Raw genomic sequence first — 14,275 nt, forward strand, 5'->3', positions numbered from 1 at the left:
ACCTCTGTCGTTGACAGACGCTGCTGAGCAAGAACAATCTGCCTAACGCCTACATGGTGCGCAGCGTTTTGAAACCGCATTCTGCAGAGCTTCCTTAACAGGACTTCGCGGCGTTGCTGCCTTATGGGTGGTTGTGCATCACATGTTGCTGCTCGCGCCACTTCCAACTTCGCTGAACACTCTCGTGCATCACGGTTATCTGGCCGTCGATGTTTTTTTCATGCTCAGCGGCTTCGTCATGTCGTTGACGTATGAGCGCATGTTCAGAACGCGCTTGCTTGGACGAGGCTATGCGATTTTCCTGATCCGGCGCCTGGCGCGCGTGTATCCGCTCTACGTCGTCACGCTACTGGCCGTCGCCGCGCTCAATCTCGCCGGCTTCAGTCATTCCTGGTCAGGCGGGTACGCAAACTTCGTCTTCAACTTGCTGATGATTCACGGATGGGGATTCTATGACTCCATCAATTCGCCGGCATGGTCGATCAGCACGGAGTTCGCGGCCTATCTCCTCTTCCCCGCGTTCACGCTCTTGGTATTGCGACAGCGATGGCTGCGCATTGCCACGGTGACTCTGTTCATCGCCGGCATTGCGCTGATGTCATGCGTGTCGCTGCATCAGGGCGCTCAGAACGGACCGCTCGACATCGCCAACGAAGCGACCATCTTCCCGCTGCTGCGTTGCCTGTGTGAATTCGGTATCGGCATGGCGGTCTATGTCGCCGCGAAAGATCCACGCATTGCGAAGGCGTGCTCCGGCAAGCGGGTATCGGTGTTCATCGTGATCGCGTTGCTCGCCTGCCTGCTGACGCCGGGAACCGATGTGATCGTGGTTCTCGCGACGCCTTTCGTCATCGTCATTGCCGCGACTTCCAGAAGAGCGCCCGTCAGCAAATTCCTGGGTTCTGCTCCGGTATTTTTTCTCGGCGAGATCTCGTATGCAATGTACTTGCTCCACTCGCAGTTCTTGCGGATCTATCGGCTCGGACCGCTGATTCTCGAACGGCATCACATGCCGCACACGCTTGCGCTGCTGATCACCATCGCCGCGTTGTTCGGCAGCCTGATCAGCGCGAGCTACCTGGCGTTTCGATATCTGGAGGTACCGGCGCGCAATGCGATCCGCAGGCTCGAAAGCAGATTGCAACCGCGCCCGGCGAGCGCGGTCGCAGTCCAGTCCTGAATAAAGAAGCGCCCACGGAGAATCCAGTCCTGAATAAAGAAGCGCCCACGGAGAATCAGGTCACCGGCGCCGGATTGAACAACACCAGGGCGTTATGCAACTTGAGCGCCTCGGCCTTGGTCTGCTTCTTCCCGCTGGCGACATCGAGCATCAGCCGGAACAGTTCCCAGCCCACATCCGCGATCGTCGCCTCGCCGGTCGCGATGGTGCCCGCGTTCACGTCCATCAGATCATGCCAGCGGCGCGCCAGATCCGAGCGCGTCGCGACCTTCAGCACCGGCACTTCAGCGAGGCTGTACGGCGTGCCGCGTCCCGTCGTGAAGACATGCAAGTTGATCCCTGAAGCCAGCTGCAAAGTCCCGCAAATAAAATCACTAGCAGGCGTAGCTGCATAGATAAGCCCCTTCTGCTTCACCTTCTCTCCCGGCGACAACACGCCGGAGATCGTCGAACTGCCCGACTTCACGATGGACCCCATCGCCTTCTCGACGATGTTCGACAACCCACCCTTCTTGTTCCCCGGCGTCGTATTCGCGCTCCGGTCCGCCCCGCCGCGCTTCAGATAATCGTCGTACCACTGCATCTCGCGGATGATCGCCTGCGCCACCTCTCCGTTTGCCGCACGCGCCGTCAACTGCGCGACGCCATCGCGCACTTCGGTGACTTCCGAGAACATCACCGTTGCGCCGGCGCGCACCAGCAGATCGGTCGCGAAACCTACCGCCGGATTCGCCGTCAGCCCGGAAAACGCATCGCTGCCGCCGCACTGCACGCCAACGACAAGATCCGCCGCCGGACACGTCTCGCGACGCCGGTTGTCCAGCCGCTTCAGATGCGTTTCCGCCATGCGCATGATCGAGTCGATCATCGACTGGAAGCCCACATGCTCCTCGTCCTGCAACACGACCGTGCCGCCGTTGCCGTCGAGCGTGTTGTCGCCGATATCGGCCACGTCTTCCGTCTGCGCCGCAGCCGCCGCGATGGGAATCGTGCCCGCCGGCATCAGCCGCTCCGGCTGCAGCTTCTCGCAGCCCAGGCTCACCATCATCACTTCGCCGCCGAAGTTCGGGTTCAGCGCGATATTGCGCACCGTGCGGATCGGCACCATGGCGTCCGGCGCATCGATAGCCACGCCGCACCCATACGTGTGACCGAGGCTGACGACATCGTCGACGTTTGGGTATTTCGGCAGCAGTTCCGCCTTGATGCGCGTCACCGCGTGCTGCACGACGTCGGCCACGCACTGCACGGTGGTGGTGATGGCGAGAATGTTGCGCGTGCCAACCGACCCGTCCGCATTGCGATAACCCTCAAAGGTGAAGCCTTCGAGCGGCGACTCGTCCGGCGCCTTGATGGTGGCGATGGGCAAGTCGTGCAGTTCGGGTGGCGTCGGCATGCGCGTGACGTGCTCGTTCACCCAGCTTCCCTTCGGCAAAAACCGCGTCGCGTAGCCGATCACCACGTTGTAGCGGATCACCGCATCGCCTTCCGCCAGGTCTTTCAGCGACAGCTTGTGCCCCTGCGGCACGCGCTCGCGCAGCACGAGGCCATCGGCGAACGTGGCGCCTTCGCCCAAGCCGCCGTCGTTCACGACGATCGCGACGTTGTCGTCCGGATGCACACGTATATAGAGAGGGGACTGATTCATTCTGACGATTCCTTCGGCACGCAACAGGCCGCTTAGAGTTATGTCATCCTACAACATAGCCGCCTTGCACGGCTAAGTATTTACCCTATCAATTGATTCCATTGCGATAAATCCGTTGTGAGGCGTCGACCCGTGTTGTACGATGACTTATAAGCTCGGCAACCGCCGGTCGCTGCTCAACGGACATTTTCATGACCACTCCGCAAGAACTGAAGCACATCGTTTCCGAAGGCCTGCTCTCCTTCCCCGTCACCGACTTCGACCAACAAGGCAACTTCCGCGCCGACACCTACGCAGAGCGCCTCGAATGGCTGGCTCCGTACGGTGCGTCCGCGCTGTTCGTCGCGGGCGGCACGGGCGAGTTCTTCTCGCTGACCCAACCTGAATACTCGCAGATCGTGAAGACGGCCACCGAAGTGTGCCGCGGCAAGGTGCCCATTCTGGCGGGCGCGGGCGGTCCGACCCGCACGGCCATCGCGTTCGCGCAGGAAGCCGAGAAGCAAGGCGCGCAGGGCATCCTGCTGATGCCGCACTATCTGACGGAAGCCTCGCAGGACGGCATCCGCGCGCACGCCGAGGAAGTGTGCCGCGCCGTGCCGAACATGGGCGTCATCATCTACAACCGCGCCAACTCGAAGCTCAACGCGGACATGCTGGAGCAACTGGCGGAGCGCTGCCCGAACCTGATCGGCTTCAAGGACGGCGTCGGCGAGATCGAGAACATGGTCACCATCCGCCGCCGTCTGGGCGAGCGCTTCTCGTACCTCGGTGGCCTGCCGACGGCTGAAGTCTACGCAGCCGCATACAAGGCGCTGGGCGTGCCGGTGTACTCGTCGGCCGTGTTCAACTTCATTCCGAAGACGGCGATGGAGTTCTACCGCGCCATCACCGCCGACGACCACGCGACCACCGGCCGCCTGATCGACGAATTCTTCCTGCCGTACCTGAAGATCCGCAATCGCAAGGCCGGCTATGCCGTGTCGATCGTCAAGGCCGGCGCGAAGCTGGTCGGCCACGACGCGGGCCCGGTGCGCGCGCCGCTGACGGACCTCACCGGCGAGGAAATGGAGCAGCTCGACGCGCTCATCAAGAAGCTCGGCGCGCAGTAATTCCACGGCGCCACGAGCAGACAGGCGAGGCGCGGCATGGCCGGTCGCTTCGCCGACGAGGGCCGCGCGAGCGGCCCTCCGTGTATCGGCACGCCTGAATCCGCGCAGTGCCCAATCGAAGCAAGGGGACGTTCATGTCGATGAGCCGCGCCGCGAATCCCGCGGACCTCATGAAGCGCAGCAAGACGCGCTATCTCATTCTGTTGCTGATCTTCGTGATCACGACCTTCAACTACGCCGACCGCGCGACCCTCTCGGTCACCGGCTCGGCGATGCGCGCCGAATTCGGCTTCGATGCCATCCGCATGGGCTATATCTTCTCGGCCTTCAGCTGGGCGTACGTGCTGTCGCAGCTGCCGGCCGGCTGGCTGCTCGACCGCTTCGGCGCACGGCGCGTGTATGCGGCGAGCATCTTCCTGTGGTCGCTGTTCACGCTGCTGCAAAGCTCGATCGGCTTGCTGGGCAGCGCGGCGACCGCCGTCACGGCGCTGTTCGCGCTGCGCTTCATGATGGGCGCGGCTGAAGCGCCCGCCTTCCCGGCCAACGCGAAAGTGGTCGCCAGCTGGTTCCCGACGAAGGAACTCGGCACGGCATCGGCGATCTTCAACTCGGCGCAGTATTTCGCGGCCGTCGTGTTCACGCCGTTGATGGCCTGGCTCACGCATGCGTTCGGCTGGCATCACGTCTATATCGTGATGGGCATCGCCGGCTTGCTGCTGGCGCTGACGTGGCTCTCCGTGATGAAGAATCCGGCGGACCATCCGCGCGTGAACCGGCAGGAACTCGACTACATCGAAGAAGGCGGCGGCCTCGTGAGCGGTCATCAGCGCAGATCGACGGGCAGCTCCGCCCGCGCCGGGCAGATCGGCTGGCCAGTCGTCAAGCAACTGCTGACCAACCGGATGCTGCTCGGCGTCTATCTCGCGCAGTACTGCATCAACGTGCTGACGTACTTCTTCCTGACGTGGTTCCCGATCTATCTCGTCCAGGCGCGTCACATGACGATCCTGAAGGCGGGCTTCGTCGCGTCCCTGCCGGCCATCTGCGGCTTCGCGGGCGGTGTCCTCGGCGGCGTCATCTCGGATGCGCTGCTGCGCCGCGGCACGTCGTTGACGGTAGCGCGCAAGCTGCCGATCGTCGGCGGCATGCTGCTGTCGTCGTGCATCATCGGCTGCAACTACGTGGATACGGACTGGCTCGTGGTCGGACTGATGTCGCTGGCGTTCTTCGGCAAGGGTATCGGCGCGCTCGGCTGGGCCGTGGTGGCCGATACGTCGCCGAAGGAAGCCATCGGGCTGTCGGGATCGATCTTCAACATGTTCGGCAACGTCGCCGGGATTGTGACGCCCATCGTGATCGGCTATCTCGTCGCCGAAACCGGCTCGTTCAACGGCGCGCTGGCGTTCGTCGGCGTCAATGCGCTGGTGACCGTGTTCAGCTATCTCGTGATCGTGAAGGACATCAGGCGCGTCGAACTGAAGATGTGAGTCTCCTCAGGCCTTAAGCCCGTTCTGCTTGCGACAGAACGGGCTTTTGTCTTTTCAGGCCGAGCGAATCACGTCGATGCGCAACGCCTCGCCGCCTTCGACAATCGCCACCAGACGGTCCACATTGGGATGCGCGCCGGGACGGCTGCGCGCGTCGGCGGTGTGTTCGGCGAACACGGCGAGCGCGTGCTCGGCGGCACGGGCGTCGAGCGTGCCGAACGCTTGCTGCAAGTAGTGATACACCGCGAGCGAACCCTGCTTGCCCGGCTTGTTCTCGATGCTTGCCACCACATTGCCCGCGCCGTTCACGAGATCGAGGCGCTCGATGCCATCGATGGCGGGCAGTTGGGCAAGGTTGTCCTTGAATACGTTGCTCGGTTGAATCACGGGTTGAATCACGGGTTGAATCAAGGGTTGAATCACGGGTTGAATCACGACAGGCACTCCACGTTAAGGGTCAAAGGCTGAGGCGCAGTATCTTAGCCGATCGTCGGGTGGACGCTCTTGCCTCCCGCTATCGGGTCCGCACTTTGCTCGACACCGGAACCCCCAACCGATAACGGAGAACACCATGTCCCGCGATACGCAAATGAGTTCCGGCACCGCTGCATCGGTCAAGACGGCGCGCAGCGTCGACGCGACCAAGCTGCTCACCGAGGATCACCGCGCCGTCCAGAAATTGTTCGATGCATTCGAGAAGGCTGACGACAACGACCTGGACGCAAAGGGCACCCTGGTCAGGCGTGCGTGCGAGGAACTGACGGTTCACGCAATGATCGAGGAAGAACTGCTGTACCCGGCTGCCCAGAAGGCGCTGCCGGAAGACGAGAGGCCTGACGTCGAGGAAGCTTATGTGGAGCACTTCCTGGTGAAGGTGCTGATCGAAAAGTTCGCGACGCTGAAGCCCGGTCAGACCGGCTTCGACGCGACCTTCAAGGTGTTGAGCGAGATGGTGAAGCACCACATCGAGGAAGAGGAGTCGGAACTGTTTCCGAACTTGCGCAAGTCCGGCGCCGATCTCGAAGAACTCGGCGGCAAGATGATGAAGCGCAAGGAAGCGCTTGAAGCAAAGATCCCGAAGGACGCGGGCGACAATACGATGCGTCTGCACTGATCCCGCGATGCGCGTTCCGGTCCTCTCGAAAGAGGACCGGCCTCGCCGCTACTTTCCGGAAGGAGACACCGCGGGCGCGACAACCGTTCCCTGCGCGTCTTCCGCTTCAAGAGAAGTCTTTGCTTGCTGCCAGAATTCCTCGGCGCGGCCATCGGGACTGCCTTCGCGTTCCCAGATTTCATAGGCGCGGCGACGAATCCGGTCCTGCTCTTTCTGATCTTCCATGACAGTCTCCCAGTAACACAATGACGAGTCCGCCTGGCGCTTGCCCGGGCGTTCTGAATGCTCACTCGCACGAGCAACCTCCGTGCCCCGGCAAGCGCGATTGCGCAGGCGAATCCGGCACGTTGCTTGCTCGAATGAAGGCCCCAATCGTCTGTTCAAACAGGAGGCGTCATGAGCATTTTTTCTTCGATCATGGGCAAGATCTTTGGTCATCACGACACCGCTGGCACTGCTGGAGCCACGCAGCCCGGTTCAGCTACGCCCCCGTCCAGCGGTGCTGCAGGCGCTCCTGCTGCGCCTGCCACACCGGCACCGGCGCAGTCCGCGCAGCCGCAGCAACCGGTCGACGTTGAGGCCGTGCTCACGCAAATGCAATCGAGCCACAGCGAGCAACTCAACTGGCGCACCTCAATCGTGGATCTGATGAAACTGCTCGGCCTGGATAGCAGTCTCGCCGCCCGCAAGGAACTGGCCGCCGAACTGCACTACAGCGGCAGCACCGAAGACTCCGCCGCCATGAACATGTGGCTGCACAAGCAGGTGATGCAGAAGCTGGCCGAGAACGGCGGCAAGGTGCCCGACGACCTGAAATAAGCATCGAAGCCCGGGCGACGCGCGTGGTGGTCCGCGCGGCCGCCCTGCCGCGTGTTCGACGAATGGAACGGTCATTGCTGCGGAATGCATCGACCGGCATCAACTGGCATCAACCGCTCCATGCTTCGGATCCCAACATGAAACTCGCCGACAAACCGTCCAGCTATCCCTACGCATCCGGTGGATGGGGCTCGCTCAAAGCCGTCACCCGTATCGTGACGCAAGAAAAGGTCGCCCTCAAGGACGGCCCCATTCTGCTCAAGCAGAACAAGCCCGAAGGCTTCGCCTGCGTCAGTTGTTCCTGGGCCAAGCCGGCCCATCCCCACACGTTCGAATTCTGCGAGAGCGGCGCAAAGGCCACGGCCTGGGACACCACTTCGAAACGGATCACGCCTGACTTCTTCGCGCAGCACACGGTGACGGAACTGCTCGACTGGCACGATCACGACCTGGAGGAAGCCGGCCGGCTGACCGCGCCGATGAAGTACGACCACGCCACCGACAAGTACATCGAAATCAGTTGGGAACAGGCGTTCGACGAAATCGGCCGGGAAATGCGTACGTTCGATCCGCACAGCGTCGTGTTCTACACGTCGGGGCGGGCATCGCTTGAAACGGCTTATATGTTCCAGTTGTTCGCGCGCATGTACGGCTGCAACAACCTGCCCGACAGTTCGAACATGTGTCACGAAAGCACCAGCGTGGGACTGACGGAAGCGATAGGCGTGGGCGTCGGCACCATTGTGCTCGACGACTTCGAGAAGACCGACCTGATGTTTTTCTTCGGCCAGAACGTCGGCACCAACAGCCCGCGCATGCTGCATCAGCTCCAGGACGCCCGCAAGCGCGGCGTGCCGATCATCACGTTCAATCCACTGCGCGAGCCGGGTCTCGTCTCCTTCGCGAATCCGCAGTCGCCCGTGCAGATGCTGACGCCCGCCGAGACGCGCATCAGCACGCAATACCATCAGCTGAAAAACGGTGGCGACACCGCCGCGATTCTCGGCATCTGCAAGGCCGTCATCGAAGCCGACGACCGCGCCTTGACCGAAGGCCGGCCGCGCAAGATCGACGTCGAGTTCATCGAGCAGCACACGACCGGCTTCGACGACTTCGCTGCCTGCGCGCGCCGCACGGAATGGCGCGAGATCGAACGCGTGAGCGGCCTGCCGCGCACCGCCCTGCTCGAAGCCGCCGACGAATACATGCATGCCAATGCGGTGCTCGCGCACTTCGGCATGGGATTGACGCAGCATCGGCTGGGCGTGCAGAACGTGCGCATGGTGTGCAACCTGCTGCTTCTGCGCGGCAACATCGGCAAGCCGGGCGCCGGGCCTTCGCCGATACGCGGGCATTCGAACGTGCAGGGACAGCGCACCGTGGGCGTGACGGAGAAGCCCGAACTCGCGCCGCTGGATCAACTGGCGAAGCAGTTCTCCTTCGAGCCGCCGCGCGACAAAGGCATGAACACGGTGGAGGCCTTCGAAGCCATGCTCGAAGGCAAGGTCAGCGCCGTGCTCAATCTCGGCGGCAATCTCGTGCGCTCGGTGCCCGACCGAAGCCGCACCGAACCCGCGTGGGGCAAGCTGCAACTCACGGTGAACGTGGCGACCAAGCTCAACCGCAGTCACCTCGTGCACGGTGCAAACGCGTATCTTCTGCCGTGCCTGAGCCGGATCGAAATCGACCGGCAGGCCGGCGGCGAACAAGCGGTTTCGATGGAAGACAGCACCGGCTGCATGCACGGCTCGCGCGGCGTGACCGAACCCGCCAGCGACGACGCGCGCTCGGAGCCGTTCATCGTGGCGGGCATCGCGAAGGCGGCGCTCGGCGCGCGCTCGACGGTGGACTGGGATGCGTGGCGCGACGATTACGCTGTCGTGCGAAACGAGATCGCCACGACTTATCCCGATATCTTCCATGACTTCAATGCGCGCATGTGGCAGCCAGGCGGTTTCCATCGGCCGTTGCCGGCGCGTGAGCGCGTCTGGAAGACGAAGTCCGGCAAGGCCGGTTTTCTCGTGCCTGAATCGTTGGGCGAGGATCCGGACATGCCGGAGACCACGCCTGATGCGCTGCGCCTGATGACCCTGCGCAGCGACAGCCAGTTCAACACGACCATCTACAGCCTCGACGACCGCTTCAGGGGCGTGAAGGACACGCGCATGGTGATTCTGATGAGCCAGGCCGACATGGCAAAGCGCCAGTTGCGGGAAGGTCAGGAAATCACCTTGCAGACGCTGTCGAACGACGGCTTCGACCGCAGGCTCGGCGGGCTGACCGTGAAGGCGTATGACATTCCGGAGGGCTGCATCGGCGGATATTTTCCGGAGTGCAATGTGCTGCTGCCGCTATGGCATTACGCAAAGGAAAGCAAGGTGCCGGGCGCGAAGTCCATTCCGGTGCGCATCGTCTGACGGCTCGTGACCGCGTGAAAGCAAAGGTCAGACGGCGCATAGGCCGCTTCGACGCGCTGCGCATGTGCATGCAGTCACTCATCGCGAGCGGGCTGGCCTATGGCTGCATGCAGTTCATCGCGTCATCGAACCTGACGTGGGGCGTCTTTGCGAGTCTCTTCACGCTGCAAGTGAATGTCGACCGCAGCCTGAAATATGGCGTGGGCCAGATGATCGGCGCAGCAGCAGGGACAGCGGTCGGCCTCGCGGCGCTGCACTTCTTCCCCGGCGCCGATGCAACACTGCCGCGCCTCGCGCTCGCCACGCTCGTCACCTGCCTCGGCGCGACGCTCTTTCCTACCACCAACTACAGCATCGTCGTGGCGGCGGCGCTGGCGCTGGAACCGTCGATGAGCATCGACAGCGCCTTCTCGCGCGCGCTAGCCATTGTGCTGGGGTCGGCTATCGGCATTGCGGTGTCGGTGAGCGTGTGGCCGCAACTGGCCCGCTCGCGCGCGTTCGACATCATGGCCGAACTGCTCGACGACTGCCGCGCCCTGCTCGCCACGCTGCCGATCCTGCATCCGGCCGAAGACCGGCAAACCGTGGACGCGCTGCATGAACGCTTTCTACGCCATCTCGTCGATGCCCGCGCGGTCTGCTCGGAGACGCGCGTGCGCGCCCGCTTTGCCACCGGTCCCACGCTCAACGCCGCGCTCAATGCCTTCGAGACGCTGTGGCATGGACTGGTGCTGCTCGATCGCGCGGGACAGGTGCAGGAGGGGTTGCCGGCGTCCGAGCGGGAGTCATCGGCCGGGCACATCCGCACCGTCAGCGATTGCGCCGGCGCCTATCTGGAAGCGCTCGCGGGATGGCTGCGCGACAACCACACGCAACCGCCGACCGAGCACTTTCTCACGCCGCTCCACGAGGCCTCCGCGGCAATCAAGGCGAGCTTCTCGCACATCATTGCGACGTGCCCGCCGGATTCGCCGCGCGTACAGCGACTCTCCACACTCACTTTCGCACTGGAGCAGATCGAGTCGAATCTCGCGAACATCGGGCGGGTGCTCGAAACGCGCTTTCATCCCTAGCGTAAGACGCGCACGACGGCATGCATCATGCTCGCGTCAGTATCGACACCGAACGGAGGAATCATGTTACGCGCCGCCATCTTCGACATAGACGGAACCCTGGTCGATTCCGTGGACCTGCACGCCCTCGCATGGCATGAGGCGTTCAAGCACTTCGGGCACGACGTCGGCGTCAACGCGGCGCGCAGCCAGATCGGCAAGGGCGGCGACAAGCTGTTGCCAGTGTTTCTTTCCGAGGACCAGATCCGCGATCATGGCAAGGCGCTCGAAGCGTGGCGCGGCAAGCATTTCAAGGCCCATTATCTGTCGCTCGTGCGGCCGTTCTCAGCGGTGCCCGAACTGTTGCAGCGGCTCAGCGACCAAGGCACGAAGCTGGCCGTGGGATCGTCGGCGAAGAAGGACGAGCTTCAGGTGTATCTTGACATTGCCGGCGTGGCGGACCGGTTCGACGTCGCCGTGTCGTCCGAGGACGTGGAAAGTTCAAAACCTGATCCCGATGTATTCCAGACCGCATTGCGCAAACTCGGCGTACAGGCCGACGAAGCCATTGCCATCGGCGACTCGCCTTACGATGCCCAGGCTGCCGGGCGAACGGGCGTGCGCACGATTGGCGTGCTGGCGGGCGGCTTCTCCGAGGCATCGCTGAGAGAAGCGGGCTGCATCGACATCTATACTGGACCTGCAGGCTTGCTGGCCAGATTCGACGCCTCGCCGCTGAAGGCAATGGACTAGTCCATTGCCCGATTCTTGGCCCTTCTGACTGAGTCATCGAGCCGGTATCGTGTAAATCATGCAACGTGGAGAACACGCATGGACACGACAATCGAATTCCGGCATCTCGATTCACCTGATGAATGGACCCGCGCCTTTCCGGTCGTGAAGGAACTGCGCCCGCATTTGACCGACGCCGCTGCTTTCGTCACCCGCATGCAGGCTCAGCGCGAAGAGCGCTACCGCCTGCTTGCCGCCTGCGATGCCCATGGCGTGATTCTCGGTCTCGCCGGCTATCGCTTGCAAACGAACACGCTGTACGGCCGCTTCCTCTATGTCGACGATCTCGTCGTCACCGCGCGGCTGCAACGCAGCGGCGTAGGCGCGCAGCTGATCGATCAGGTGCGCGACATCGCGCGCCGCTCGGACTGCGCGCATCTCGTGCTCGATACCGGCCTGCACATGGCGCTCGCGCAGCGCTTCTATTTCCGCAACGGTCTGCTCGCGCAAGGCATGCATTTCGTCGAGCCGTTGCACTCCACCCACGAGGAGGCCGCGCAATGAAATTGCTGTTCATCAACGCGAGCCCGCACAGCGAAGCGAGCCACGGCTACCGGCTGGCGCTCGACATGATCGGCAAGCTGGGCAGGCGTGCGCGCGTGCAGATTGTCGAACGCGACCTTGCCGCGCAGCCGCTGCCGCCGGTCACTCTCGACTACGCGCGCGCCATCACGTCGCGCGAGCCGGACATACGCCACTTCGATGTTTCGGAAGAACTGATACGCGAAGTCGAAACCACCGACGTGCTCATCATCAACACGCCGATGCACAACTTCACGGTACCCGCCGCGCTCAAGCTGTGGATCGATTACGTGTTGCGCATTCATCGCACCTTCGCGTCGACGCCAGAGGGCAAGGTCGGGCTGATGCGCGACCGGCCGGCTTTCGTGATCGTCGGATCGGGCGGCCATCACAGCGGCGAGCATGCGTTGCAGCAGGATTTCCTGACGCCTTACCTGCGCTATGCGTTGGGTTGCATCGGCGTGACGAACGTGCATTTCCTGCTGCTGCAAGGTCTCGTGCGCGGCGACGAGGCCGTGACGGCAGCACTGAACGCGGCGCGCGATGAATTCGAGCAACACGCGCTGTTCACGTCCGACAGCGCCGTCACTCACTCAGCTCAACCGTCATAAGCGCGCCGCAGCAGGCGCGCGAGCCGTGCCGCTTCGGCTTCGTCGGCGACGTTCGCGAAACCCAGTACCACGCCGCGCAAGGTGCGCTTCGTGCGTGCGCCGATATGCCACGCCGACAGCGCACTCACGCCCAGTCCCGCTTCCTGCGCGCGGGCGACGATGGCGAGATCATCGACGGGGCCGGTGCGGCCGTTGTTGAACAGCATCACGAGATGCATGCCGCCCGCAGGCCGTTCGATGTGCACCTTGTCGCCGAACGCTTTCTCCAGCGCCCGTGCGCAGACCTCGCGGCGCTCTGCATAGAGCGCGCGCATGCGCTTGAGATGCCGTGCGAAATGCCCTTGCGCGATGAAGTCCGCCACCGCCGCCTGCAACAGATAAGGCGGTCCGGCGTTCATGCTCTTCGTAAGCTGCGCGAAGCACGCAATGGCCCGCTCGGGCGCCACCACGTAGGACAGCCGCAAACCAGGGAACAACACCTTGCTGAAGGTGCCGCAATAGATCACGCGGTCGTCGACATCGAGGCTCTTCAGCGCGGGCAGCGGCCGCCCGGCATAGCGAAACTCGCTGTCGTAGTCGTCCTCGACGATCCAGCTGCCCGCCTGTCCCGCCCATTCGAGCAGCTTCATGCGCCGTGCCAGCGAGAGCGTGGCGCCGAGCGGACTCTGATGCGAAGGCGTCACGATGGCAAAGCGCGCGTGCGGAGCGAGCGCCCGTCCGGCATCGACATCGAGCCCGTCGCGATCCACCGGCACGGGTGCGAGCTTGAGCCCCGCCTGATCGAGGAAATCACGCGCCAGAAAATAGCCGGGTTCTTCGAACCACGCGCTGTCCTCCGGTTTGGCGAGACTGCGCAGGATGAGTTCGAGCGATGCGCGATAGCCGGTGGTCACGAACACCTGTTCCGGCGCGCACTCCACGCCACGCGACAGGCCCAGATACGTCGCGATGCGCTCACGCAGCGGCCCAAAGCCTGCTGGATCGGGATAGGTAAGCGAAGCGAGATCCACGCTGCGCGCCCGGTGCGCGATGATGCGGCTCCACACCTTGCGCGGAAATGCATCGAGCGCGGGCAGTCCGGGACGCAGCGGCCGGGCTTCGTGACCGGGGCCCGCTGCGGGCGCAGGTTTCACGCGCGGCACGCCAGAGCGTTCGCGTCCCCGGCGCGCGGCCGGCTTCAGCACCGATGCCGGCAGCGACGACGACACAAAGGTGCCCGCCGCGCCGCGCATCTGCAGATACCCTTCGTCGACGAGAATGTCGTAGGCCATTTCCACCGTGCCGCGCGCCGTGCTCAGCTGCGTGGCGAGACCGCGCAGCGCGGGCACGCGGTCGCCGGGCTTCAGGTGTCCTGCTGCAATTGCAGCCTTGAAGCGCTCGCAGATCTGCAGGTAGACCGGCAGCGCATGGCGCCGGTCAATGTCGATCTTCAGCGCCTGTTCCGGGTTCGGCATGGCAGGATCCTTGGACTAGTCCGATCGTTGATTCTTGTCCCTTCTGGCTAAGACATGATTGTCACACAAT

At 63.3% G+C, this 14,275-nt stretch carries 13 protein-coding genes and 1 pseudogene; 10 read left to right on the plus strand and 4 right to left on the minus strand.

Translation table 11 applies throughout. From position 1 onward, the window contains the following. Positions 1-100: 100 nt before the first annotated feature. Positions 101-1,180, plus strand: a pseudogene (locus QCE63_RS25260) (acyltransferase family protein); the annotation flags it as partial. Between the two features lie 55 nt (positions 1,181-1,235). Here the strand turns inward: QCE63_RS25260 and garD are convergent. Further along, entirely contained in the window at positions 1,236-2,828 is a 1,593-nt protein-coding gene (garD, locus tag QCE63_RS25265; protein WP_309817495.1) for a galactarate dehydratase, read from the minus strand. Positions 2,829-3,019: 191 nt separating this feature from the next. On the opposite strand from garD, the gene kdgD reads away from it, so the two are divergent. Both kdgD and QCE63_RS25275 read left to right on the plus strand, forming a co-directional pair. Then, a complete protein-coding gene (gene kdgD, locus QCE63_RS25270; protein WP_309836838.1) occupies positions 3,020-3,937 on the plus strand; it encodes a 5-dehydro-4-deoxyglucarate dehydratase in 918 nt (305 codons plus the stop codon). A gap of 134 nt (positions 3,938-4,071) precedes the next feature. Further along, a complete protein-coding gene (locus QCE63_RS25275) occupies positions 4,072-5,424 on the plus strand; it encodes an MFS transporter (RefSeq protein ID WP_309836840.1) in 1,353 nt (450 codons plus the stop codon). Between the two features lie 54 nt (positions 5,425-5,478). Here QCE63_RS25275 and QCE63_RS25280 read toward each other — a convergent pair whose 3' ends face one another. Then, positions 5,479-5,811 carry a DUF2322 family protein gene (locus QCE63_RS25280; RefSeq protein ID WP_309837334.1) on the minus strand — a complete coding sequence of 111 codons (333 nt, stop codon included), beginning with the start codon at positions 5,809-5,811 and terminating at the stop codon, positions 5,479-5,481. Between the two features lie 202 nt (positions 5,812-6,013). On the opposite strand from QCE63_RS25280, the gene QCE63_RS25285 reads away from it, so the two are divergent. Further along, positions 6,014-6,538: a hemerythrin domain-containing protein gene (locus QCE63_RS25285; RefSeq protein ID WP_309837336.1), complete on the plus strand. Its 525-nt coding sequence runs from the start codon at positions 6,014-6,016 to the stop codon at positions 6,536-6,538. Positions 6,539-6,586: 48 nt separating this feature from the next. Here the strand turns inward: QCE63_RS25285 and QCE63_RS25290 are convergent, their stop codons facing one another. Continuing rightward, entirely contained in the window at positions 6,587-6,763 is a 177-nt protein-coding gene (locus QCE63_RS25290; protein ID WP_309836841.1) for a DUF2934 domain-containing protein, read from the minus strand. Positions 6,764-6,934: 171 nt separating this feature from the next. Between QCE63_RS25290 and QCE63_RS25295 the strand changes: the two genes are divergently transcribed. From QCE63_RS25295 to QCE63_RS25320, 6 genes are all read left to right on the plus strand, one after another. Further along, entirely contained in the window at positions 6,935-7,357 is a 423-nt protein-coding gene (locus QCE63_RS25295; RefSeq protein ID WP_309836842.1) for a DUF3597 domain-containing protein, read from the plus strand. 137 nt (positions 7,358-7,494) lie between these two features. Beyond that, positions 7,495-9,774, plus strand: a complete 2,280-nt coding sequence (locus tag QCE63_RS25300; protein WP_309836844.1) for an FdhF/YdeP family oxidoreductase — start codon at positions 7,495-7,497, stop codon at positions 9,772-9,774. A 68-nt stretch (positions 9,775-9,842) separates the two neighbouring features. Beyond that, positions 9,843-10,847, plus strand: coding sequence for an FUSC family protein (locus QCE63_RS25305; RefSeq protein ID WP_309836846.1), 1,005 nt, complete (start codon positions 9,843-9,845; stop codon positions 10,845-10,847). Between the two features lie 63 nt (positions 10,848-10,910). Then, positions 10,911-11,579, plus strand: a complete 669-nt coding sequence (locus tag QCE63_RS25310; protein ID WP_309836848.1) for an HAD family hydrolase — start codon at positions 10,911-10,913, stop codon at positions 11,577-11,579. 78 nt (positions 11,580-11,657) lie between these two features. Beyond that, positions 11,658-12,122, plus strand: coding sequence for a GNAT family N-acetyltransferase (locus QCE63_RS25315; RefSeq protein ID WP_309836850.1), 465 nt, complete (start codon positions 11,658-11,660; stop codon positions 12,120-12,122). Then, positions 12,119-12,751 (plus strand): NAD(P)H-dependent oxidoreductase, encoded by a 633-nt coding sequence (locus tag QCE63_RS25320; protein WP_309836852.1) that lies wholly within the window; start codon positions 12,119-12,121, stop codon positions 12,749-12,751. The genes QCE63_RS25315 and QCE63_RS25320 overlap by 4 nt, the downstream gene beginning before the upstream one ends. Here the strand turns inward: QCE63_RS25320 and QCE63_RS25325 are convergent. Further along, positions 12,739-14,205 carry a PLP-dependent aminotransferase family protein gene (locus QCE63_RS25325; RefSeq protein WP_309836854.1) on the minus strand — a complete coding sequence of 489 codons (1,467 nt, stop codon included), beginning with the start codon at positions 14,203-14,205 and terminating at the stop codon, positions 12,739-12,741. The two genes, QCE63_RS25320 and QCE63_RS25325, sit on opposite strands and share 13 nt — an antisense overlap. Positions 14,206-14,275 lie beyond the last annotated feature (70 nt).

This window comes from Caballeronia sp. LZ065, from assembly GCF_031450975.1.
Classification (GTDB): Bacteria; Pseudomonadota; Gammaproteobacteria; order Burkholderiales; family Burkholderiaceae; genus Caballeronia.

Excerpts from the sequence above, each read along its gene's own strand:
- QCE63_RS25275 (WP_309836840.1), top strand. The coding sequence starts at position 4,072 with ATGTCGATGAGCCGCGCCGCGAATCCCGCGGACCTCATGAAGCGCAGC.
- QCE63_RS25285 (WP_309837336.1), top strand. The coding sequence starts at position 6,014 with ATGAGTTCCGGCACCGCTGCATCGGTCAAGACGGCGCGCAGCGTCGAC.
- QCE63_RS25295 (WP_309836842.1), top strand. The coding sequence starts at position 6,935 with ATGAGCATTTTTTCTTCGATCATGGGCAAGATCTTTGGTCATCACGAC.
- QCE63_RS25300 (WP_309836844.1), top strand. The coding sequence starts at position 7,495 with ATGAAACTCGCCGACAAACCGTCCAGCTATCCCTACGCATCCGGTGGA.
- QCE63_RS25305 (WP_309836846.1), top strand. The coding sequence starts at position 9,843 with ATGCAGTCACTCATCGCGAGCGGGCTGGCCTATGGCTGCATGCAGTTC.
- QCE63_RS25320 (WP_309836852.1), top strand. The coding sequence starts at position 12,119 with ATGAAATTGCTGTTCATCAACGCGAGCCCGCACAGCGAAGCGAGCCAC.
- QCE63_RS25290 (WP_309836841.1), bottom strand. The coding sequence starts at position 6,763 with ATGGAAGATCAGAAAGAGCAGGACCGGATTCGTCGCCGCGCCTATGAA.
- QCE63_RS25325 (WP_309836854.1), bottom strand. The coding sequence starts at position 14,205 with ATGCCGAACCCGGAACAGGCGCTGAAGATCGACATTGACCGGCGCCAT.
- QCE63_RS25315 (WP_309836850.1), top strand. The coding sequence starts at position 11,658 with ATGGACACGACAATCGAATTCCGGCATCTCGATTCACCTGATGAATGG.
- kdgD (WP_309836838.1), top strand. The coding sequence starts at position 3,020 with ATGACCACTCCGCAAGAACTGAAGCACATCGTTTCCGAAGGCCTGCTC.
- garD (WP_309817495.1), bottom strand. The coding sequence starts at position 2,828 with ATGAATCAGTCCCCTCTCTATATACGTGTGCATCCGGACGACAACGTC.
- QCE63_RS25310 (WP_309836848.1), top strand. The coding sequence starts at position 10,911 with ATGTTACGCGCCGCCATCTTCGACATAGACGGAACCCTGGTCGATTCC.